The sequence below is a fragment of the Nocardia sp. NPDC004654 genome (assembly GCF_040609595.1).
Classification (GTDB): Bacteria; Actinomycetota; Actinomycetes; order Mycobacteriales; family Mycobacteriaceae; genus Nocardia.
In genome coordinates this window covers 296,296-317,696 of record NZ_JBEXKI010000001.1, presented here as the reverse complement: position 1 = coordinate 317,696, position 21,401 = coordinate 296,296, and the positions used below count along the sequence as shown (strand labels likewise).

The following is a 21,401-nucleotide window of genomic DNA, read 5'->3' as shown; positions in this document are numbered from 1 at the left end:
ACCACGCCGGGCGAGCGAAGGACACGCTGTGAGTACCATGCTGCAGCCCTGTGCGCGCTGCGGCGCGCGGTGGGCCGTGCACGGGACCCCGATGCACTGGTGCCCGCGCTGCCACGGCGTGCTGCTCTCGCCGGGCCCCCTCGACGCTCCCGCCGAACGGCGCAATTACCGCTGGGTCGCGCGCCGACCCGACCAGCGGCACGGCAGGCCCGTCGCGACGGGGGCTCGCAAGCCCGCCGCGCCGACCCCGCGCTACACGCAGATTCCGCGCTGGGGTTTGCGCGACGAACCGGCCGCCGCGGCCGACGCGACCCCGCGTCGGCGCACCGCCGTGCTGGCGGGCTGGGTCACGCCGTTGCTGCTCGTCACCGCGGTGATGTTCGCGGTCGCCGCGGTCGGCGAGCTGGTGCGTTACGTCATCCTGCTGGTCAACCGGACCCGCCTCATCGATCCGTGGGCGCTGCGTTTCTCGGATTGGCTGGTCACCGGGTCGTCGCTGCTGGCGCTGGCCTTGGCGCTCGGCAGCGGCGTCGCGCTGCTCGGCTGGCTCGTCGAGACCCGCCGCGCGGTGTTCGCGAAGGCGGGCCGCAGCGATCCCCGTTCCGCTCCTGCGCTCGTCCTCGGCTGCCTGATACCGGTGGTGAATCTGGTCTGGCCGGGTGTGTTCCTCACCGAGATCGCCACCGAACGCGACGACCCCAGGGCCCTGCGCGCGATCCGGATCTGGTGGTGCGCTTGGGTTTTCGGCGGACTGATGGCCGCAGCCGCGCTGCTCTGGCGGACCGCGGATTCGCTGCAGGTCAAGGCGGACGGCGTGCTGTTCGCGGCGTGGACCGACGCGGTCGCCGCGGCGGTGACGGTGCTGACGCTCTGGGCGCTGCGACTGCTGGACGGACGCGACCTGTTCGGGCGGCTCCGGTTGGCGCGCCGCTGGGTGGTCGCCGTCGATCCGCCGGTGCCGGTCATCGAGCCGGTGCACCCCGCCCGCGCCGCGGCGCCGGTCCGGGATGCGGCCGACGCCGACATCATCGAGGATCGGGATACCGACAGCGGTGCCGTTCAGCACGAGGAGGTCATGGCCAAGTGAGCCAGAGCAGTCGCGCACCGTTCGTCGTCGCGCACCGTGGCGCTTCGGCGGCGCGTCCCGAGCACACGCTCGCCGCGTACGAACTCGCGCTCCAGGAGGGCGCGGACGGCGTGGAATGCGACGTCCGGCTGACCAGGGACGGACATCTGGTCTGCGTGCACGACCGCACGGTCGACCGCACCTCCACGGGTTCCGGGCTGGTCAGCGAGATGACACTGGACGAGTTGCGCTCGCTCGATTTCGGCGGCGACGGCCAGCCTGCCTCGGTGCTGACCCTCGGCGAACTCATCGAGCTGGTGCTCGACTGGCGCAGCAGGCCGACCAAGCTGTTCATCGAGACCAAGCACCCCGTCCGCTACGGCGCGCTCGTGGAGAACAAGCTGCTCGCCGAGCTGCAGCGCTTCGGCATCGCCACGCCCGCCTCGGCGGACCATTCGCGCGCGGTCGTCATGTCGTTCGCCGCGACCGCGGTGTGGCGGATCCGCCGCGCCGCGCCGCTGTTGCCCACGGTGCTGCTCGGCGAGTCCTCGCGATACCTCGGCGGCGGTGCGGCGACCACCGTCGGCGCGACGGCCGTGGGACCGTCGGTGAAGACGTTGCGCGAGCACCCGGATCTGGTGGACCGGGCCGCCGCGGCGGGTCGCGCGACCTACTGCTGGACCGTGGACGATCCCAAGGACGTGCGGCTGTGCGCCGATCTCGGCGTCAGCTGGGTCGCGACCAATCACCCCGGCCGCACGAAAACCCTGCTCGCCGCCGCTTGATTCGTACTGCCAGACGCCGATTCGACCATGTTTGGCGCCGTGCGAGATTCGCGTTCCGCGATTCCCGCGTTCCGCGCCGTGGCGCATCGCGGCGACAGTCACAGCACCCTGTAGTTTGAGCCCTCGTGGGTAAGAGCAAGCGCAACAGTCCGAAGCCCGGAGGGAACCGGGCGCAGCGTCTCGCCGAGCGCAAGGCGGCGCAGGAGCAGGCGGCCAGTGCCGTCACCCGGCCGTTCGAAGGGTTGGCCGCGGAATGCGATCTGGTCGCACTGCGGGAATTCGTGCCGTCGGCGACCGCGACTCTGAAGCTGTCGCCCGAGGTGGCCGCCGAGCGTTCGGTCGTGCTCGCCACGGTGCTGCCCGGCGCGGTGGCCGCGCTGGTCCGCGCCGGTGACGAGCCGACCGGTTACGTCGGCACCCAGGTGCAGTTCCAGGGCGCCGACCCGGCCGCCGATATCGCCGCCGCGATCCTGTGGACCCAATCCGCCGAGCCCGGTGACTCGCTGACCTCCGTCGAGAGCGTCGCGGGCGGTCCGCGGCTGGCCGACGTCATCGATCCGGGCGCCGACCTGGAACTCACCGTGCACCAGGACTTCGACTGGTGGGTGCCGGAGGGCGTGACGCCCGATCCGCAGGTCGCCGCCACCATCGAGCAGGCCAAGCAGGCGATCATGCCGTCGGCGCGGCTGGAGCTCGGCGGCGATGCCGTCGGTGCGGCCTGGTGGGTCGACGCGGGCGAGAAGGCGCACGTGCGCTGGGTCCGCCCGGAGAACGAGGACGATTTGATGCTGGCGCTGGCCCGGCTGCACGCCTCGGGCGGGCTGCACATGGGCGAGGGTTCGCGCTTCGCGGGTTCGTTCCGCACGCACGGGCTGCTGGTGCCGGTGTTCGACCTGGATCCGGAGCGCCACCCCAGCGAGTGGACTGAGACCGCCGCCGAGTTCGGCGTCCGCCTGCTCGGTGAGCTGGCCACGGACGCGCCGCTGACCGCCGACGAGCGCCGCTCGCGCGATGGTCTGCGCTCGCGTCAGGTGACCCTGCGCTGACTCCGGAAATTTCCCGGAGCAATTTTGTGAAAAACCCTTCTTTCGGATCTGTCGCGGGATAAGTTCTGACCATCACCGTTACTGGTGATGGTGCGGTTTACCGCACCGCACAGATGAGGAAAGTAGGGAACACCATGGACGCCATTCTTGCGCTGCTCAAGACGCTGCTCAGCTCGTTGAGCGCCAGCTGAGGCAACCATCTCGGTCCGAACAGGCCCAGCTCGTCGCGAAGAGCTGGGCCTGTTTGCCGAAATGCCTTTTCAGATGTGGCCGCCCGCTGTCGAGGGCGCGCCCGAGGTATCGGCGGGAGAACTCATCTCCCGTGCGATGAAATTCTCCAGGTCGAACAGGTTCGAGCCGGCGCGGTCGGCGATGTTGAGCAAGGTCGTCATATTCGCGACCTCCTCGACCTGTTCCTTCAGGAACCATTGCATGAACTGCTCGCCGAGGTAATCGCCCTCTTCGCGGGCCGTGCTCGCCAACCGGATGATCTGGTCGGTGACGGTCTTCTCCTGGTTGAGAGCCAGGGCGATCGGTTCCCGAACATCGTCGAAATGCGACTTCGCCGGATCGATGCCGGAAAGCTCGATGCTGATATCCCGGTCGAGGAAGTACTGGACGATCATCATCGCGTGATTGCGTTCTTCCACGGCCTGCGCGTAGAACCGCTTGGCCAGCTGCGGCAGATCCGCATTGTCGAACCACACCGCGATCGCGATGTATTGGTGTTCGGCATTGAATTCGTGCCGGATCTGGTCGTGAAGCAGGCTGTGGAATTTGCTGCGTGGGGATTCCGGATGGCTGGACATGACGCCACATTAACGCTGGTCAGGGCGCGTGTCATCCAAGTGCACCCTTATTGAGGCTAGTATTGCCTAATTAAATGTTCGCTGCGCCAGCCATTTTCGGCGCCGAAATGTCGGGCTTTGCCGGAGCGCGTACCTCGCGCGCCACGAACTGTTCGACGTCGAAGAGGTTGCCCTCCCGGTCGAGCACCGTCAGCAGCGTCGTCATCCCGGCGACGTTGTCCAGCTGCGCTTTCAGGAACCACTGCGTGAACCGCTCGCCGAGGTAGTCGCCGCTCTCCCGCGCGGCCTTCGCGAGCGCGGTCACCTGCGCGGTGTACCCGCGCTCCGCCTCGAGCAGGAAAGCCATTGCGGCGCGCGGAGATTCGAAGTCGGAGCGGATCGAGTCCAGCCCGCCGACCCGGATCTCCAGATCCCGGTCGAGCAGGTACTGCACCATGCGCAGCGCGTGCCCGCGATGTTCCTCCGAGCGGGCATAGCAATGTCGGGCCAACTGCGGGAGCCGATGCGAGTCGAAGTAGACCGCGCCGGCGAGATACTGCTGCGCGACGGTGAATCCGTGCCGGATCTGATCGCGCAGCAAGGCCGGGAAGGGCGGGGCGCCATCGGTGTCGGACATACTCCGACGCTACCGCGTGAGCAGCTCTTCCGGGATGGATCTGTCGTCCGCGAGCGCCTCGAAGAACGCGCCCGCCTTCGTCTTGTCCCAGAGCAGCACGTTGCCGATGCCGGAGACGTCGTCGAATCCGCCGACCGGCACCGTGGTCGCGACCGTGTCGCCGCGCATCGCCCAGCCGAGGCGGCCGAGGTCCCAGATGTGATCGCCCTCGTCGACTTTGAGCGAGCGCGCCGTGTCGCCCGCCAGCGGCCACAGCTTGAACGGATTGGCCAGGGTGGCGCCGCTGGTCGCCTTCTGCAGCAGGGCGGCCATGAAGAGACGCTGGTTGTTCATCCGGTCGATGTCGGCGAGCGCGGTCGCCCTCGACCGCACGAAGCCGAGCGAATCCGGTCCGTTCAGCTTCTGGCAGCCCGCCTCCAGGTTGATCCCGGCGAGCGGGTCGTCGATGGGCTTGGGCACGCAGACGTCGATGCCGCCCAGCGTGTCGACGATGCCCGCGAAACCGGCGAAGCCGATCTGGGCGTAGTGGTCGATACGCAGGCCGGTCGCGACCTCCACGGTCTGCACGAGCAGCTGCGGCCCGCCGATCGCGAACGCCGCGTTGAGCTTGTCCTTGCCGTGGCCGGGGATGCCGACGTAGGAGTCGCGCGGCAGGCTGACCAGCGTGGTCGGGCCCGACTTCGGGATGTGCACCAACATGATCGTGTCGGTGCGCTCCGGCCCGACCTCGCCGCCGGTGGCCAGCTCCTGCTCCTGTTCGGGGGAAAGTCCGCCGCGACCGTCGGAGCCCACCAGCAACCAGTTGGTGCCCGGGGTGTTGCCGACTCGGTCGGTGTATCCGGCCAGGGCGTCGATGCGGGTGAGCTTGCCGTCCAGGTTGATCACCGCTGCGACCGAGCCGACGACCAAGAGCAGCAGGAACACCAGGAACCAGCGGAACGGACGCCGCTTGCGGCGCGGGCGCGGAGCGCGATCGGCGCGCGGGGGAGCGGCGGGCGGCGGCGGTGTGCCACGGCGTCCGCGCGGGCTCGGGGCGTGAGTGCGCGGGACGGGATCGTGGAACGGCTCGGGTTGTTGCGTCGGTGCGTACTCGGGTTCGGCTTTGCGCATGCGCGGGGGTGCTTCGCGCGAGTCCCGGGGGACCTGCGAATAGGCGAGGGCCTGGGCGTTGGGGTCGGCGCCGTCGCGGCGGAGGATTTTGGTGGTCCGATCGATTCGGCCGTGGGGAGGGTGGCCGTGTGGTGCGGCCGCGTCGCCGTGCGGCGGGGCGGCGCTGTAGCCCGCAGCGGCGTGACCCGGGCTGGGAGCGTCTGCTCGGCCCGACCGCGGGACATCACCTCGGCCATGGGGCGGTGGTGGGACGGCGGTGCGGCCGTGCGGCGGTGCACCGGCGTGGCTCGATCGCTGGGTAGCGGCTTGGTCTGGGGGAGGCGCGGCGGACCGGCCTCCGGGCGGGGCGGCGCTGGCCTGCGGGGTTCGACCTGGTGGCGGTGCGGCGTGGCCCGGACGGGCGGTGGCAGCGTGGCCCGGCGGCGACGGGTGCCCACCCTGTGGCGGTTGTGCGGGGCGGCGCTGTGCGGGCGGAACGGCATCGCGGCCGTGGGGCGGGTTGGCTCCCCGGCCGTGTTCCGAGGGTGGCACGCCCTCGCGTCGGTGCGGCGGGTTGGCCCGGCCGTGTTCTGCGGGCGGGATGCCCTCGCGTCGGTGCGGCGGGTTGGCCCGGCCGCGTTCCGAAGGCGGGACGGCGCCTCGGGGCGGTGGCGGGACGGCGGCGCCTTGCTGGGGTGGTTGCGGCACGCCGGGTCGGCCCTGCGGCGGCGGCACCCGGCGCGTCCGCGCGTTGCGGGGGTCGTCGCCGTTCATCACACTGACTCTACTGATCGGGGGGCGGCACTGGTTTCTTCGATAATCACCCGACCGCGGGTTTCCGTTACGGCAGCCAGGAAACGTGTCCGCGCAGCGCCGTGTAGCCGATGTAGGCGACCGCGTCGATGGTCGCGTGCGCCAGGATCAGCGGCCACAGCCGGTTGGTGCGTTGCCAGTAGCGGCCGAAGATCAAGCCCATCACGAGGTTGCCCAGACCGCCGCCGAGCCCCTGGTAGAGGTGATAGCTGCCACGTAGCAGCGCCGAGGCGGCCAGCGCGGAATTCTCCGTCCAGCCGAGTCTGCGCAGCCGAGTGATGAGGTACGCGACCACCAGGATCTCCTCGGCGAACGAATTCGCGCAGGCGGACAGGATCAGCACGGGCAGCCGCCACCAGTGCTCGTCCAGCGAACTCGGCACGATCGTCACGCTGAACCCCATCGCGTGCGCGACCAGATACAGCCCGAGTCCCGGCAACCCGATGATCGCGGCCAGTACGAGTCCGGGCACCCCGTCCGCCTTCGGACGGAACCGCGCGAGTCCGATCAACCGCGGCCCGATCCCGCTGCGCCACAACAGGTACAGACCCAGCGCCGCCCACCCGGCCAGCCGCAACACCCCGAGCACCTGGAACAGCAGATCGATCAGCGAATGGTCGGAGCGCGAGGCGTTCAGCGCGACCGTCCGCCCACCGACGCCTCCCGGCCCCAGCGCACTGTCCACCAGCGAAAGCGCCGCGCTGACCCCGCTCAACCCGAAGGTGACGGTCAGCACGATCGCGATCTCGATCCGAATCCCGAGACGCTCCCGGTCCGTCAACTCGGATTCGCCAGGGGCATCCGACTCAGCGCGCATGCGTCGAATCTAGCGACGGGTCCGCGTCCGGGCGCTCGTCACCCGTTTTCGACGAGGCCACCACGCAGGCGCCCACTTCCGATGGGGGTCGATCGGCCGAGTCGCGGTCGCTTCTGCCAGCTCCGGCGGAGGCGACCGATCCACGGCCGCGGTCATATGCGGCGGAGGCCGTTGAGGAAGGGGCAACCCGCCAGGGTGCGGACGGCGCGGCTCAGGGATTCGATGTCGTTGGCCGGGGCGCTGAACGGAAGGCGGAAGTCGTGGTCGCCGTCGTGACCTTCGACGCGCAGGGTGACGCCGTAGCGGTCGATGGCGAGCGGGTGCACGGTGCCGGTCTGCAGGCGCGGCGGCAGGTGGCGGGCGAGCTGGGCGATGACGTCGGCGTGGTCGGCGTCCATGTGCTGCAACCAGGCCGACTCCATCGTGCAGAACGGGTCCGGCTGGGCGAGCCGCAGTTCCTCGACGCAGACCGCTTCGGCGCCGGTGGAGTCGGCCATGACGGCGCTGTTGATCACCAGGCGCAGCAGCGTCGAGGTGTGCCCGACGTCCAGCAGCGCGGGGTCCGGGTTGTCCTTGGCGACCTCGCCCGCCAACGCGCGCTGGGCCTGCACCGGCACGGAGCGCACGGTTCCGCGCAACCACACCAAGGCGCGGACCGGCTCGCGCAGCGGCAGCGGCGCGTGATCGGTGAGTTCGAGCACCGCCGCCGCGCCACCGGGCCCGGAGTTACCGATCAGCACCGCGGCGAGCGAGCCGTTCGGCACCGCCACAACCACATCCCCGCACTGGCGCAGGTGATGCACCGACGTCGGGGTCGGGTCGATGCCCGGCAGCGCGAGAACCGCCTGCTCCGCGTGGGCGCACGCGCTGCGCACCCGCTCGGCGGTGCTAGGCGCGACGGTCGGATTCGGCATGCGGACCTCCGTGGTGATGGCGGCGGCGTCAATTAGGTAAACCTAAGCTAAGTGAGCCGCCCTCGATCTGCAAGCGTTACCTTCCGGCTGATTCCAGAATCTGCGCCCGCTACGGTGATCTCGTGGGAGATGCGACACCAACGGCAGGCCACGGCGCGACCGAACCGGTGCTGGTCACGCTGTCCACCCCGGCCCGGCGCAGCCTGGTCGACGGGCTCGTCCGCCCCGTCGGCTCGGTTCCCGAGGTCCCGGCTTTGGACGCCGCCGCTCCCGACTCCGAGATCGCCGACTTCCTCGCCGCCATCGCGCACTCCGATACCGGATTCGTCGCGCGCACCGACGATGGTGAGCGCGCGGTCGCCATCGTTGCCGCGACCGCTGCGGCGTTGTGCGGTGAGGACATTCGGGATGCGCTGGTTCGGCCGGACATCGGCTTTTTGACGGGGTTGAAACCGCCGGCGGTCGAGGCGGTTCGGGGGGTTCTGCTTGCTGTGGAGACCGGTGCGTCCGATCAGGTTCGCGCTGCGTTGGAAGTGCTTGCGCCCTGAGGTGTTGTCCGCTTCGGGGTGTGGCGGTCTGGTGAGCTGACGGTTTCCGAAGTGGAAGGCTTCGGAAGGGCGCGCTGGCTTGTTCGAAGCTGGCTGCTTTCTCTCACCTTCTTCCGGAAATCACCAGCTACTCACCCCGAAGAACGCGACCACAGCCAGATGACCACGCCGGGAGACGCGCCTACGTCCAATGACGGCGGGAGGTAAGTCGGGTACGGCACCCGACGTGCCCAGCACCGTTCGAGGAGAACCTGGGTAGGAGCTCGTGAATGCGCAGGTGAACCCGAGGAACAACGTCTCCCGACACACACGCACACCAACTCGACGACGAACGCCCGATCAAGCACCGGGACCTGACGCGCACTAGATCCAGGACCGCTGACCGGCACCCCCAGCGAAGGACGCACCCCCACGAACCGGTTTGCTGTCTCCTCACCGCTTGTAATGTCGTAGGCGTGCCGCGCATCGCGTATTTCGGACCGTCCGGAACCTTCACCGAGATGGCCCTCGCCAAGCTCGAGTCCTCGGCGGTCTTCGACGGACCCGTCGAGCGGGTCGCCGCGCCCAGTCAGGGCGCGGCGCTGGATCTGATCCGGTCCGGTGATGTCGACGGCGCGGTCGTTCCGATCGAAAGTTCCGTGGAGGGGTCGATCTCGGCGACGCTGGATTCGCTGGCCATCGGGCCGCGGTTGCAGATCGTCGCGGAGACCGAGCTGGAGGTCAGCTTCACCATCCTGGCGCGGCCGGGCACCGAGCTGGCCGACGTGCGCACGCTGGCCGCGTACCCGGTGGCCGCCGCGCAGGTGCGGATGTGGATCGCGCGGCGCTTGGCCGACGCGGAGATCTACACCTCGGCCTCGAATGCCGCCGCCGCCGAGGACGTCGCGGAAGGGCGCGCCGACGCGGCCGTCTCCACCGCGCTGGCGGGGGAGCGGCTCGGGCTGACCGCACTGGCTTCCGGTGTGGCCGATCACGAACAGGCGATCACCCGCTTCGTGCTGGTGACCCGGCCGCGTGTGGCCCCGGCGGCGACCGGCGCCGACCGCACCTCGATCGTGTTGGAGCTGGCGAACGAGCCCGGCTCGCTGATGCGCGCGTTCGCCGAGTTCGCGACGCGCGGCATCGACCTGACCAGGATCGAATCCCGGCCCACCCGAACGGGTATGGGTACCTACCGGTTCTATCTCGACTGCGTCGGGCATATCGATGACACCGCGGTGGCCGAGGCGCTCAAGGCGCTGCACCGCACGGCCCGGATCCGTTTCCTCGGTTCCTGGCCCGCGACTTCGGCGACCGGGACGCCGCCGCCGTCCGACGAGGCGGCCGCGGAGTGGCTGACTCAGTTACGAAAGGGGGTGGCGGACTTATGAACGAGATCGCGGGCAAGCTGATCCTGGTCCGGCACGGGGAGACCGAAGGCAACGTCGCCAAGATTCTCGACACCAGGGTGCCCGGACTGCCATTGACCGAACGCGGTGCGGCCCAAGCGAAGACGTTCGGTTCGAACCTGATCGCGCCCCCACGCGCGCTGCTCTCCTCGGCCGCCCTACGCGCCAGGCAGACCGCGAGCTACATCGAAGCGGCGACCGGCGTCGCGGCCGACGTCCTCGATGACGTGCACGAGGTCCAAGTCGGCGAACTGGAAGGGCTGAACGACCCCCATGCGCACCGGACCTTCCAGCGCATCTACCGCGCCTGGCACGAGGGCGACCTGACCGAGCGGGTTCCCGGCGGCGAAAACGGCGAGGACGTCCTGGCGCGATTCCTCCCGGTCATCGAAACCCTGCGCACATCCTTCCTGCTGCCCGAGGCGGGCGGCGGCGACGTGCTGCTGGTCAATCACGGCGCGGCGATGCGATTGGTCGCGCGCACCCTCAGCGGAGTGGCGCCGCCGTTCACCACGAACAACCACCTCGACAACACCGAAACCATCGAACTGGTCCCACGCCCCGACGGCGGCTGGGACTGCATCCGCTGGGGCCGTTTCGTCCCACCCTTCGGCTACGAGGTCTCACCCACCGCCGACGACCCGATGGGCTGAGAACCTGAGTTCGCCATGCGCGGGCCGCTGACGGACCAAGTCCGCCAGAACCGAACCCTCGAGCCTTCGACCCCCCGAACCTCGCTGAGCCCCGAACTACTTCGCCACGCCCCGCGGAAAATCCTCCCGCTCCGGCAGCGTATTCATCAGATCCAGCAACGCCGTCCGCAGCCGCGCCGTCGTACCCGAACTGATCGACGACCACTTCGTCCCGTCGTCGGCAACACTGGCCGTGATCAGGAACCGCCCGTTGCGCGTATTGAAGATCGCGATGTGGTTGTCCGAGATGTCCCGGGTCCCGTCGCCGTACGCCACGCCGGAAATCTGTGCGTGCGAATGGATTTCGACCAGCGCCGAGGCCAGCGTCTGCGCGTCGCGATTCGGGTTGCACACCTTCGCCAACCGGTTGGCCGTCGCCGCGGCGTCGCCGGTCTCGTTGAAGATCGGGGCGAGCAACTCGGTCTCGACGTTCATGCTTTCCAGCTCGAGCGGCTCGGCCGGACCGAGCGCCGCGACGATCGGTCCCGGCAGATCCTCTTCCACCTCGTCGATGACGTAGGACTCCGGCCCGCGGAGGGCGACGACCACCAGGTCGTCACCCTTCGCGAGACACAACCGGCTGACCTGCCCCTCGACGTTCCACCGCAGCGCGAGCACCCAGTGCGGCCGGTACAGCGTCCGCAACCGGTCCTCGAGCTCCCGGTGGACGATGCCGTCGATCAGGAAGTCCCGCTCGGTGAGTGACTGGGCGGCCACGTCCATCGCGGCGTCGTGGTCGGTCTGGTTGTCGTAGCGACCCATCGCTTGCAGCACGACGGGAAGCTCGTCGAACTCCAATTTCTCCAGGAGAAACTGCATTTCGTCGAGCGACAACGTGACGCCCCCGAGCATCGACGGGCCGCGGCCCGCACCCAGAATCGTCACTTAGCCGTCCCGGCAGGGTCGGCGCCGATGACGCCATCGGCGGAGAAACGACCGTCGGTGAAGTGATCGCCGCGCAGGTAGTCCGCGCTCTTGTGCACCGACTCGTCGTCCTCGGCGCCGCGCGTGTTCCCGAGCAGCGGGCTGCCCGCGGGGTTGGTGGCGGCCGGACGGACCGGCGCGGCATCGACCCGGGCGACGACCTCGGCCACCGGAGCCGCGGCGGGCGCGTTGGTCGGCAGACCCGAACCCCAGCCGTCCGGCAGCTTCAGCGAGCCGTTGTTCAGGTTGACGCTCGGTCCGAAGGTCGCCGAGCGGGTCGAGGCTGCGGTCGCCGCGGCGCCCGCCATGCCGCCCGCCATCATCGTCATCGGCGCGGCTGGCGCGACGCTCGGCGCGCCCACGCTGGTGACGGCCGCGATCGCGTTGGCGCCGAGGTTGCCGACGGTGCTCACGCCACCGGTGGCGACGGTGCCCGCCACGTTGGCCACCTGGGTCGCGACGCTGGCGACGGCCGGGTTGTTCACCACCGAGACGGCGGTCGCGATGGCCGACTGCACCGGGTCACCCTGGAAGGTGGCCTCGGCCGAGCCGGGATCCGCGGCGCCCGCGCCGTTGGCGATCGGCGGCGGGTTGTAGAACTCGCCGGGGGTGGTGACGGTCGCGGTGGTCGCGGCCTCGTAGGTCTCCATGACCAGCGCGGCGCGGATGTCCATCGCGTGCTTGGCGAGCTCCGCCGCCTCCCACGCGCCCGACACCGCGCCCGCGGGGTTCGCGGAGACGAAGACGGCGGTGTTGGTGGCGACGATCTCCGGCGGACTCGGCATGGTCAGCGCGGCGACGGTGTAGGCGGTGGCGTTCGCCGCGGCCTTGGCTCCCATCGAGGCGGCCATCACGCCCTGCTGCTCCGCCCAGCCGGTGAATCCGACCAGCCGGGACAGCGCCGCGATGCCGTTGACACCCTGCATGCCGACGCCGAGCTCGGCCATCACGCGGGTGACGGTCGCGGTCGCGTCGACCCAGGCCGCGGTGAGCCCGCCCCACGCGGTGGCGGCGGCCGAGATCGGTACGGCGTGCGCGCCCGAATGGAGCAGCGCGGAGTTCACTTCGGCCATGCGGGGCAGCCAGAACACCCCGGTGATACCTGCGGTCATGCTTGTTTCTCCCCTTGTGTCTCGATGTCCGCGATCAGGCGCCGATGGTGCCCGCGACGCCGTGCATCACGCCCGCCTTGACGACGTCCTCGGCGACGTGGGTGGCGAGCTGCATGCGCAGGACGGCGGCGGCATGGTGCAGCTCGAGAATGCCCTGGGCGACGGAGCCGTCGTGCGTCGCGGCGGCCTTGTTGAAGTGGTGTGCGGCGAGCAGCGACACCTCGTCCGCGCCGGACGGCAGGACATGCGTCGCCGGGGCGGTCACCGCCGCGGCGGCAGCCAGTCGTTCGGCCAGCAAGTCCAGCTCGGCAGCGGCGGCGAGGATGATCTCGGGCGAGATCGAAACGTGGCCAACCATTACTCGACTCCTTCTAGTGGCGGCTATGGGGCGGAACCACGAGAATTCCCCCTACGAGTGATAGGACGCGACAGCCACGCGATCGGTTCCATCGAATCCCCTACTTCTTTGCGATCTTGCCAGCCGTCCGCGCTCCCCTGCGCACCGTGTCCGTCCGGATGAACGCGGCTCGCACAGACGACTTGGTAAAGACTAGCCCCATCCCAGCTGATGCAACCGGTCTTCGTCAATGCCGAAATAGTGTGCGATCTCGTGGATCACAGTGACAGCGACCTCTTCGACGACCTCCTCGTCGTCGGCGCAGATCTCCAGAATCGCGTCGCGATAGATGGTCACGGTGTCGGGAAGAGAGCCGCCGTACTGACTGTCCCGCTCGGTCAACGCGATTCCGTGATAGAGCCCGAGCAAATGCGGGTCTTCCATATTGCGAGGTTCGATCAGCACGACGACATTGTCGATGGCGCGCGCGAGCTCGGCCGGAATCAAATCGAGTGCGTCGGAGACCAGTTCCTCGAACCGGTCTTCGGACATGAAGACCGCCATGGGTACACGCGCCCTATCGCGGCCGCGGTTGCGGCGGCAGCGGAGCGGCGCCGGGCAGCGGAGCGGGGGTGGAGCGACCCGAATTCGGCGGCGGCACAGGGGCTTGGCCGTTGATCAGGATCTCACCCTTGGCCGTACCGGTGATGGGTGCGAAACCCTCACGGTCGGTGCCCTTGCCGATCATGCAGTCCAGCTTACGGCTGCCCGCGAGCCAACTGCGCGCGTCGACGTAGTCGAAGAACAGCGTCAGCGTCTTGTCGCGGATCGCCTCGGGGGAGCCGAGGTAGTCGGTGGCCGCGTTGGCGCACTGCTCCTCGACGTACTTGTCCTGCTCCTCCTTGGCGGGCGGACCGCCGGTGAAATGCGCGCCGAGATCGACGGTCGCGATGATCTCCACCGCGTGCGCCTGCGCGCAGTCCACCGGATCGGTCGGCAGATTCTGGTTGATGCCGAGACAGGTGCCCGCCTGGAAGACTCTGGACTGGTCGTGTTCCACCGCGCTGCCCTGCGAGGGCAGCGGCGTTCCGGTGCTGCCGGAGAACTGAAGGCCGCAGCGCAGGGTGCGGTCGCCGTTCTTCCAGCCCTCCGGACTCGGATACATCAGGCCGACGACATAGCGACCGCGCGGGTCGAACTTCCCGTTCATGTACTGCTGCACCGAGGGCACGCAGTGCTCTTCCTTGAGCTCGGTGAGCCGCAGCGAGTCCGGGAAGCGCGAGCCGGGCCCGAATTCGACGCCCGGGTACCTGCTCATGTCGATGTCGGCGGCGACCTCGAACAGGTGCCTGCTGCCGCAGGACACCTTCACCAAGTCGCTGCGGTCGGGTTTGGTCCAGCTCAGGCAGTCGCCCTTGGACGCGGTGCCGAACTCCTTGTCCAGCACGGTGTGCGCGGGCGCGCCCGGGTTGTGCGCTTCCAGGCCTGCCTCGTTGTCGAAGCCGGTCACGAAGAGCGTGACCAAGGCCGCGGTGACGGCGCCCGCCGCGACGGCGAGCAGACCCCAGCGCAGCGTCGGCGCGGACAGGTGCAGTCCGCCGCCGTCGGTCAGCGCTTGGCGCGCGGACGTCAGGGATCGAGGGAACGAACCCGAGCGCGCCGATGCACCCGCCGGCGACTTCTCGGGCTGCGGAGTCTGGGACACATCATCGGAGGACATCGCGGTCCATCATGGCAGCGTCTGCCCTCCGGTGCCACGACCTGGCCGAATCCGCGCGTCTAGGTTCTGTCTCGAGTTTCGTCCGGCGCATCCGCGGATGATCCGGCGTGACTGCGAGACAGGGCCTAGCCGCGGAACGCGGAAAGGAACAATCCGGGCAGCCGCGCCGGATTTCGGTCGGCGTAGAACTCGGTGAGCTTGCGGCCGGTCGTGGCGGCGGTGCTGTTGTCGACGAACCACGGCGGTTTGGGCGAGAGCGCGAGCTCGCCGCCGAGCAGCGACCGCGGCGCGGGCCGGAACGGTCCGCGCACCACGGTGCGTTCGACGTCGTCGAGCAGGAAGGCGTTGTGCACCACGCCGATTCCGCTCTGCACGTCGTCGACGGTGTGGCCGGGGAAGGCGCCCCAGCTCGCGCGCGGTGACAGGAAGGCGAGGCCGGTCCACGCGTTCACCGCGACGGTCCCGTAGCGAAGACGCTCCACCGCGCGATCGAAGGCAGTGCCGAGCCCGCCGATCGTCTTGGGATCGGCGAGCACGTTGGCGCCGAGCGTTCCGGTCAGCTCGGTGTTGGCGAAATCGACCGCGCGTTCGAGGAATTCGCCGCCGCGCCCGGGCAACTCGACCACGCCGAGCACCGGCGAGAAGTACTCGGTGCGCAGCAGGGGCGTTTCGGCCGACGGCAGACCGTCGATCAGCACCCGGCCTTGGCCGAGCCGCTCTGCCGTCGGATAGGAGGCGAGCGCGTCGGCGACGCGGGTTTCGCTGCCCGGGTAGTAGGCCGTCCGCTGCGGCGCCAGCTCGAGCGCCGTGCGCAGTTCGTCCAGGAAGCGGTCCTTCTGCGGCCAGTCGGCGGCGAGCACCACGGCTTGCGCGGCCACGCAGTTGTAGCCGCCGTTGTGCAGCCGCTGGGTCGCGATGTGCCGGGCCTGGTAGCTCAGGTCGGCGTCGGACCAGTCGCCGGGGACGACGATGGTCGGGGAGACGCCGCCGAGCTCGCTGGTGATCGGCTTGTCCAGCAGCGGCGTGCCCGCCCGCCGGTTCGCCTCGCCCTCGGCCCCGCGTCCCCAGACGATCGCGTCGTGGGTGTTGGCGCTTCCGGTCATGTGCACGTGCGCGACATCGGGATGGCGAACCAGGTAGCCGCCCGCCTCCGCGCCGCCGACCAGGATCCGCAGCACACCGAGCTCGATGAGCGGCGCGAAGATCATCTCGAACACCGTGAACAGCGGATCGGTGATCGGGTTGAGCTTGAGCGCCACGACGCGGTTGTGCGCGTACAGCTCGTAGAGCGTGTCCAGCGGCGGGATCGAGGTGATGTTTCCCGCGCCGAGCACCGCGCCGATGCCGCCCGTCGCGGCGGGATCGAGCTGACCCAGCCCGGCCTGGCGGCGTGCGGTAGCGGCGTCCACCCCCGGTCGCAGCCAGACCTCGCCGCGGAAGCCGCTGAGCAGCAGCCGGTCGTAGACGTCGAGGGGCAGGATCGGCACCGCGACCCGGTCGCCGGGCGCGGTGGTCAGCCGGACGCCGTCCAGCGGGCTGCGCCCGGCCTCCAGTTTCGCCAGGGTGGCCGAGAGGGCTGCGGTGGCCTGCAGGAGCGTCAGCGGGCCGGACATCCACTCCTCGCCGACCAGCGGCGAGTCCGCGTCCAGGTCCTTGACGGTGCGAGCGGCCTGCACCCAGTCACCGGCGAAGCGGCCGGTGCGTTTGTGAATCTCGTCGAGCAGTTCCCTGCGCTTGCCCAGCGGGGTGGCCGCCCAGGTCTTCTCGCCCGCGGCCAAGTCGGCCAGGGCATTGTCGATGGTCGTCTCGTCGAAAGTCGTGCCCACAAGCCAACTATGCGCGCGCAGCGCCCCGAGTGGCCAGGAACTGGACATATCGGCGCAAACAGGTCGGCAGAGCGCGCCGGCCGGAGTCCATCGGCGGTCACGACGGAAGGCCGAGCTACGCCGATCGGACCCGCTGAACCCGCAGACCGATATCGGGGTGAAGTGCCGAGGGTCCGCCGACTAGGCTGATAGCCCATGATCGACCTCCGACTCCTGCGGGAAGACCCCGACGTGGTGCGCGCCTCGCAGCGCGCCCGCGGCGAAGACCCCGCCCTCGTCGACGCCCTCCTGGAGGCGGACGCCGCGCGCCGCGCCGCGGTCGCCACCGCCGACAACCTGCGCGCCGAGCACAAGGCGATGGGCAAGCTGGTCGGCAAGGCGTCCAAGGAGGAGCGCCCCGCGCTGCTGTCGCAGGCGCAGGAGATGTCGGTGAAGGTCAAAGAGGCCGAGGTGGCTCAGCACGCCGCCGACGCCGACCTGGACGCCGCGCATCGCGCGATCTCGAACGTCGTGCAGGACGGCGCGCCCGCGGGCGGCGAGGACGACTACATCGTCCTCGAAACGGTCGGCACGCCGCGCGAATTCGATTTCGAGCCGAAGGACCATCTGGAACTCGGCGAGGCGCTCGGCCTGATCGACATGGAGCGCGGCGCCAAGGTGTCGGGCGCCCGGTTCTACTTCCTCACCGGTTACGGCGCGCTGTTACAGCTGGGTCTGCTCCAGCTGGCCGCGCAGAAGGCCGTCGCCAACGGCTTCACCATGATGATCCCGCCGGTGCTGGTGCGCCCGGAGATCATGGCGGGCACCGGCTTCCTCGGCCAGCACTCGGCGGAGGTCTACCACCTGGCCGACGACGACCTGTACCTGGTCGGCACCTCGGAGGTGCCGCTGGCGGGCTACCACTCGGGCGAGATCCTCGACCTGAGCGGCGGCCCCAAGCGGTACGCGGGCTGGTCGTCGTGCTTCCGCCGCGAGGCGGGCAGCTACGGCAAGGACACCCGCGGCATCATCCGGGTGCACCAGTTCGACAAGGTCGAGATGTTCGTCTACACCACGCCGGACCAGGCCGAGGCCGAGCACCGGCGCCTGCTCGACTGGGAGCGCGAGATGCTCGCCGCCATCGAGGTGCCTTACCGCATCATCGATGTCGCCGCGGGCGATCTCGGCAGTTCGGCCGCGCGCAAGTTCGACTGCGAGGGCTGGGTGCCCAGCCAGCAGACCTACCGCGAGCTCACCTCGACCTCCAACTGCACCACCTTCCAGGCCCGCCGCCTCGCCATCCGCTACCGCGACGAGAACGGAAAGCCGCAGATCGCAGCCACTTTGAATGGAACGCTGGCGACAACACGCTGGATCGTCGCGCTGCTGGAGAACCACCAGCAGGCCGACGGTTCGGTGCGCGTGCCCGAGGCGCTGGTGCCATTCGTCGGCACCGACGTGCTGCGACCCGCGGGCTGACCACGGGCAATAGCCACTGGTTCGCCACGGGCGGATTCCGGGGATGTGGCAACCAGTGAGATGCCTTGTGTCTAGGCTGTTCCCCGTGCGAGGAATCGGGGCGCGCGGCGATACCCGAACCCGGGTGCGGGCGGCATCGGCGCTGGCGACGGCAATGGTCATGGCTCGAACCACCGGGGCGTTCTACGTCATGGGTGGTGTGCTTGGCCTGGTGATCACGGCCATCGCACCGGGCAACGAGGGTAATCGGCCACTGGTCGGGACGGCGGCGGCGATCGCGCTGGCGCTGGGTCTGACGCTGCTCGCGTGGGGTCCGCGCCTGCCGCATTCCATCCACCACGGCTACGTGGCGATCGCGACCGTGCTGGTGACGATCGCGGTGCATTCGTTCCCGAACACGGTCGGCGGTATCAGCCTCGCCTCGTTCTACGTCTTCATCGCCTGCGACGCGGCCCTGTTCTTCCGGTGGCCGCAGGCGATGGCGCACATCGCCTTCGCCATGGCGCTGTGTCTGTGGGCGCTGCCCGCACGCGACCTGCCCTGGTGGTCGGGCATGATCCCGGCGGGCGTGACATTCGGCGTCGGCGTCGTCGTCGGCATCCTGACCAGGATGGCCTCGGAAGCCGATATCGACGTGCTCACCGGACTGTTGAACCGCCGCGGCTTCGACCGCGCGCTGAACACCGCGATCGCGCAGGCCACCCGCAACGGGCAGGGCCTTTCGCTGGTGCTCGTCGACCTCGACCGCTTCCAGAAGATCAACGATCACCTCGGCCACCGCGCGGGCGACGCGGTCTTGCAGCGCGTGGCCGACACCTGGTCCAAACTGCTGTCCGAGGAACAGCGGCTGGCGCGCTACGGCGGCGACGCCTTCGCGCTGCTGTTGCCGAACACCACCGAACAGGCCGCGATCCTGCTCACCGAGCAGTTGCGGGCGGCCGTCACCACCGGCTGCTCGGCGGGTGTCACGTCGTGGCAGCCCGGCGAGTCCGGCTCGCTGCTGGTGAGCCGGGCCGATGTCGGTCTTTACCGCGCCAAGCAGGCCGGTCGCAACCGGACCGTGCTGGAGTCCTCCAGGCAGCTGCCGCTGGCGGTCGAACTGCGCGAGGCCATCGACCGCGGCGCGCTGGACGTGCACTACCAGCCGATCGTCAGCCTGACCGAGGGCGGCGGCAAGGCGGTCGGCGTCGAGGCGCTGCTGCGCTGGTCGTCGAGCGCGCAGCCGGACGTCACCACCGAGGGACTGATCCGGGTCGCGGAGGAATACGACCTCATCTCCGATCTGGACGAACTCGTGCTGCGCCGCGCCTGCGCCGACGCGGCCCGCTTGCAGGAGACCTTCGCGCAGCTGGACCTGACGCTCAACGTCAACGTCAGCGGGCTGGAACTGGCCGAAACCGGTTACGCCGACCGGGTTTCCGACATTCTCGCCAGCACCGGATGGCCCGCCGACCAACTGGTGCTCGAGGTGACCGAGAGCGAACTGGCCGCCGAATCCCAGACCGCCATCGCGAATCTGCACACCCTGCGGGACCGAGGCGTGCGCATCGCCATCGACGACTTCGGCACCGGCTACTCCTCGCTCAGCCGCCTCGCCACCCTGCCGAGCGACATCATCAAGGTGGACCAGTCCTTCGTGGCGGCCATCCGCTCCGATTCCCCGGCCCCGCCGCTGCTCGGCGTGATCGCCGCGCTCAGCAGCGCGCTCGATCTACAGGTCATCGCCGAGGGCGTGGAGACCGAGTACCAGGCCGCGGTGCTGACCGAGCTCGGTTTCGCGCTCGCCCAGGGATACCACTACAGCGACTCGCATCCGGTATCGGAGTTGATCAACGACCTGAACGAGGGGCAGGGCCGGGTCGGCTCCGGGTTCGCCGACCGGGAGATCGGCGACGATCCGATGCCCGCGGCGAACGGCTGGCTGCCGCTGGGCTGAGCCCCGGAAAATCGCTTGACGCGGACGCGGCCCGGCGTCGAAGCTGGAGGACATGCGCTTGATCATCAACGGTTATTGAGCTGCACGCGCACCCTCCACGCGACGTGGTCGTGATCACGGTGTCCGTGGTCTCACCGCGCGTGCGGTGCTGTTCAAGGGATCGCGCGATCTCATCCCGCTCTACGCGCTCTACGCGCTGCTGTTCGCCGAACACGGCCTGAACACCGCGCAGATCTCCTCGCTGCTCGCACTGTGGTCGATCACCGCGTTCGTCCTGGAGGTGCCCTCGGGCGGCTGGGCCGACACGGTGTCCCGGCGCGGCCTGCTGATCCTCAGCGGCGTGCTGGTGCTCGGCGCGTTCACGCTGTGGACCGTCGCGCCGTCCTATCCGGGCTTCGCGATCGGCTTCGTGCTGTGGGGTGTGTCCAGCGCCCTGGAGTCGGGCACGTTCGAGGCGCTGATCTACGACGACCTGGTCGCCAGGGACGAACCCGCCGTCTACCCGCGCATCATGGGCTACGCCCGCGCGGCGGCGGAAGCCGCGGTGGTGGTGGCGATCCTGGCCGCGACGCCGTTGTACGCGGTGGGCGGATACGCGCTGGTCGGCTGGTCCAGCGTGGCGATCGCGGCGTTGCACGTGCTCGTCGCGGTGTCGCTGCCGAGTGCGCCGAAGGCGGCGTCGGTCGACGATCTGACCGACGACACGCCCGATGCCGTCGCTGTCGTGCCCGGTCATCCCGTCGTGCCCGGTGACGGCCGAGCCCCGGCGGCGGGCGAACGGACCGGGGTGCGCACCTCCGCCTTCGCTCCGGCCATGCGCGTCCTATTGACCCGGTACCTGACCATGCTGCGCACCGGCGTCGGCGAGGCGATCCGGGTGCGGCGAGTGCGCAACGGCGTGCTGCTCGGCGCGCTGCTCTTCGGCATCACCGCCTACGACGAGTATTTCGCGCTGCTCGCGCAGTCCGCGGGCGCGCCGACCGTGGTGGTTCCGCTGCTGGTCGGGCTCACCGTCGTCGGCTCGCTCACCGGTTCGCTGCTGGCCGGGCGCACGGCTCGGCTGTCGGCCCGCACCATCGCCGCGGCCGTCGCCGTCGGCGGGTTGCTGTTCATCGGCGGCTCGCTGATCTCGGGACTGGCCACCGATCGCCCGGACGCGGTGTACCTGCTGACCGGCATCGGTTTCACCGCGATCGGCATCGGCTACGGCGTCGTGCTCAACGCCGAGGTGGTCGCCGAATCCCGATTGCAGGACGCGATCGAGGGACCGGCCCGCGCGACCGTCACCTCGGTGTCCGGTCTGCTCTCTGAGGTGGTGTCGCTGGTGATCTTCGGCTTCGTCGCGCTGGCGACGATCCGGCTCTCGATGGCGACGACCTTGGCGCTGCTCGGCCTGGTCATGTTGGCGATCGCCGCGCTGACCCCCGCTTGGTTGCCGCGGCCGGTGGTGCGCTCCGCGGCGGGACAGCGGTGATCGGCGCATTTCTATGAGCTGGGCGCCCATA

Annotated in this window: 20 protein-coding genes; 9 read left to right on the top strand and 11 right to left on the bottom strand. The window is 69.6% G+C overall.

The window, feature by feature from the left end; all coding sequences use genetic code 11:
* The first annotated feature begins 37 nt into the window (after positions 1-37).
* The 3 genes from ABZV58_RS01430 (at position 38) to ABZV58_RS01420 (ending at position 2,897) form a co-directional block, all read left to right on the top strand.
* Positions 38-1,087 (top strand): DUF4328 domain-containing protein, encoded by a 1,050-nt coding sequence (locus ABZV58_RS01430; protein ID WP_354998994.1) that lies wholly within the window; start codon positions 38-40, stop codon positions 1,085-1,087.
* Positions 1,084-1,851 (top strand): glycerophosphodiester phosphodiesterase, encoded by a 768-nt coding sequence (locus ABZV58_RS01425; protein WP_354998215.1) that lies wholly within the window; start codon positions 1,084-1,086, stop codon positions 1,849-1,851. The genes ABZV58_RS01430 and ABZV58_RS01425 overlap by 4 nt, the downstream gene beginning before the upstream one ends.
* A gap of 125 nt (positions 1,852-1,976) precedes the next feature.
* Positions 1,977-2,897 (top strand): DUF5926 family protein, encoded by a 921-nt coding sequence (locus ABZV58_RS01420; RefSeq protein WP_354998214.1) that lies wholly within the window; start codon positions 1,977-1,979, stop codon positions 2,895-2,897.
* Between the two features lie 260 nt (positions 2,898-3,157).
* Here ABZV58_RS01420 and ABZV58_RS01415 read toward each other — a convergent pair whose 3' ends face one another.
* From ABZV58_RS01415 to ABZV58_RS01395, 5 genes are all read right to left on the bottom strand, one after another.
* On the bottom strand, positions 3,158-3,706 hold the full coding sequence (locus ABZV58_RS01415; protein ID WP_354998213.1) for a ferritin: 549 nt from the start codon (positions 3,704-3,706) through the stop codon (positions 3,158-3,160).
* Between the two features lie 70 nt (positions 3,707-3,776).
* On the bottom strand, positions 3,777-4,322 hold the full coding sequence (locus tag ABZV58_RS01410) for a ferritin-like domain-containing protein (RefSeq protein ID WP_354998212.1): 546 nt from the start codon (positions 4,320-4,322) through the stop codon (positions 3,777-3,779).
* A gap of 9 nt (positions 4,323-4,331) precedes the next feature.
* The gene (locus ABZV58_RS01405; protein ID WP_354998211.1) at positions 4,332-5,432 is read right to left on the bottom strand and encodes an LCP family protein; all 1,101 of its coding nucleotides are present in this window, start codon (positions 5,430-5,432) and stop codon (positions 4,332-4,334) included.
* 820 nt (positions 5,433-6,252) lie between these two features.
* Positions 6,253-7,041 (bottom strand): CPBP family intramembrane glutamic endopeptidase, encoded by a 789-nt coding sequence (locus ABZV58_RS01400; protein WP_354998210.1) that lies wholly within the window; start codon positions 7,039-7,041, stop codon positions 6,253-6,255.
* 152 nt (positions 7,042-7,193) lie between these two features.
* Positions 7,194-7,955, bottom strand: coding sequence for a DUF2470 domain-containing protein (locus ABZV58_RS01395; RefSeq protein ID WP_354998209.1), 762 nt, complete (start codon positions 7,953-7,955; stop codon positions 7,194-7,196).
* Positions 7,956-8,122: 167 nt separating this feature from the next.
* Here ABZV58_RS01395 and ABZV58_RS01390 point away from each other — a divergent pair, with 167 nt between their 5' ends.
* From ABZV58_RS01390 to ABZV58_RS01380, 3 genes are all read left to right on the top strand, one after another.
* Positions 8,123-8,503, top strand: coding sequence for a hypothetical protein (locus tag ABZV58_RS01390; RefSeq protein ID WP_354998208.1), 381 nt, complete (start codon positions 8,123-8,125; stop codon positions 8,501-8,503).
* 455 nt (positions 8,504-8,958) lie between these two features.
* On the top strand, positions 8,959-9,873 hold the full coding sequence (gene pheA / locus ABZV58_RS01385) for a prephenate dehydratase (RefSeq protein ID WP_354998207.1): 915 nt from the start codon (positions 8,959-8,961) through the stop codon (positions 9,871-9,873).
* Positions 9,874-9,878: 5 nt separating this feature from the next.
* The gene (locus ABZV58_RS01380; RefSeq protein WP_354998993.1) at positions 9,879-10,544 is read left to right on the top strand and encodes a histidine phosphatase family protein; all 666 of its coding nucleotides are present in this window, start codon (positions 9,879-9,881) and stop codon (positions 10,542-10,544) included.
* Between the two features lie 96 nt (positions 10,545-10,640).
* Here the strand turns inward: ABZV58_RS01380 and ABZV58_RS01375 are convergent, their stop codons facing one another.
* From ABZV58_RS01375 to ABZV58_RS01350, 6 genes are all read right to left on the bottom strand, one after another.
* Complete coding sequence (locus tag ABZV58_RS01375) at positions 10,641-11,468, bottom strand: ESX secretion-associated protein EspG (protein ID WP_354998206.1); 828 nt, start codon at positions 11,466-11,468, stop codon at positions 10,641-10,643.
* Entirely contained in the window at positions 11,465-12,619 is a 1,155-nt protein-coding gene (locus ABZV58_RS01370) for a PPE domain-containing protein (RefSeq protein WP_354998205.1), read from the bottom strand. The genes ABZV58_RS01375 and ABZV58_RS01370 overlap by 4 nt, the downstream gene beginning before the upstream one ends.
* A 34-nt stretch (positions 12,620-12,653) precedes the next feature.
* Positions 12,654-12,977 (bottom strand): PE domain-containing protein, encoded by a 324-nt coding sequence (locus ABZV58_RS01365; RefSeq protein WP_141807961.1) that lies wholly within the window; start codon positions 12,975-12,977, stop codon positions 12,654-12,656.
* A gap of 192 nt (positions 12,978-13,169) precedes the next feature.
* Positions 13,170-13,520: a metallopeptidase family protein gene (locus ABZV58_RS01360; RefSeq protein WP_354998204.1), complete on the bottom strand. Its 351-nt coding sequence runs from the start codon at positions 13,518-13,520 to the stop codon at positions 13,170-13,172.
* 13 nt (positions 13,521-13,533) lie between these two features.
* Positions 13,534-14,676 carry a septum formation family protein gene (locus ABZV58_RS01355; RefSeq protein WP_354998203.1) on the bottom strand — a complete coding sequence of 381 codons (1,143 nt, stop codon included), beginning with the start codon at positions 14,674-14,676 and terminating at the stop codon, positions 13,534-13,536.
* Between the two features lie 125 nt (positions 14,677-14,801).
* The gene (locus ABZV58_RS01350) at positions 14,802-16,502 is read right to left on the bottom strand and encodes an aldehyde dehydrogenase family protein (protein ID WP_354998202.1); all 1,701 of its coding nucleotides are present in this window, start codon (positions 16,500-16,502) and stop codon (positions 14,802-14,804) included.
* A gap of 195 nt (positions 16,503-16,697) precedes the next feature.
* Here ABZV58_RS01350 and serS point away from each other — a divergent pair, with 195 nt between their 5' ends.
* From serS to ABZV58_RS01335, 3 genes are all read left to right on the top strand, one after another.
* The gene (gene serS, locus ABZV58_RS01345) at positions 16,698-17,960 is read left to right on the top strand and encodes a serine--tRNA ligase (protein WP_354998201.1); all 1,263 of its coding nucleotides are present in this window, start codon (positions 16,698-16,700) and stop codon (positions 17,958-17,960) included.
* Positions 17,961-18,045: 85 nt separating this feature from the next.
* Complete coding sequence (locus tag ABZV58_RS01340) at positions 18,046-19,896, top strand: bifunctional diguanylate cyclase/phosphodiesterase (protein WP_354998200.1); 1,851 nt, start codon at positions 18,046-18,048, stop codon at positions 19,894-19,896.
* A gap of 145 nt (positions 19,897-20,041) precedes the next feature.
* A complete protein-coding gene (locus ABZV58_RS01335; RefSeq protein WP_354998199.1) occupies positions 20,042-21,370 on the top strand; it encodes an MFS transporter in 1,329 nt (442 codons plus the stop codon).
* Positions 21,371-21,401 lie beyond the last annotated feature (31 nt).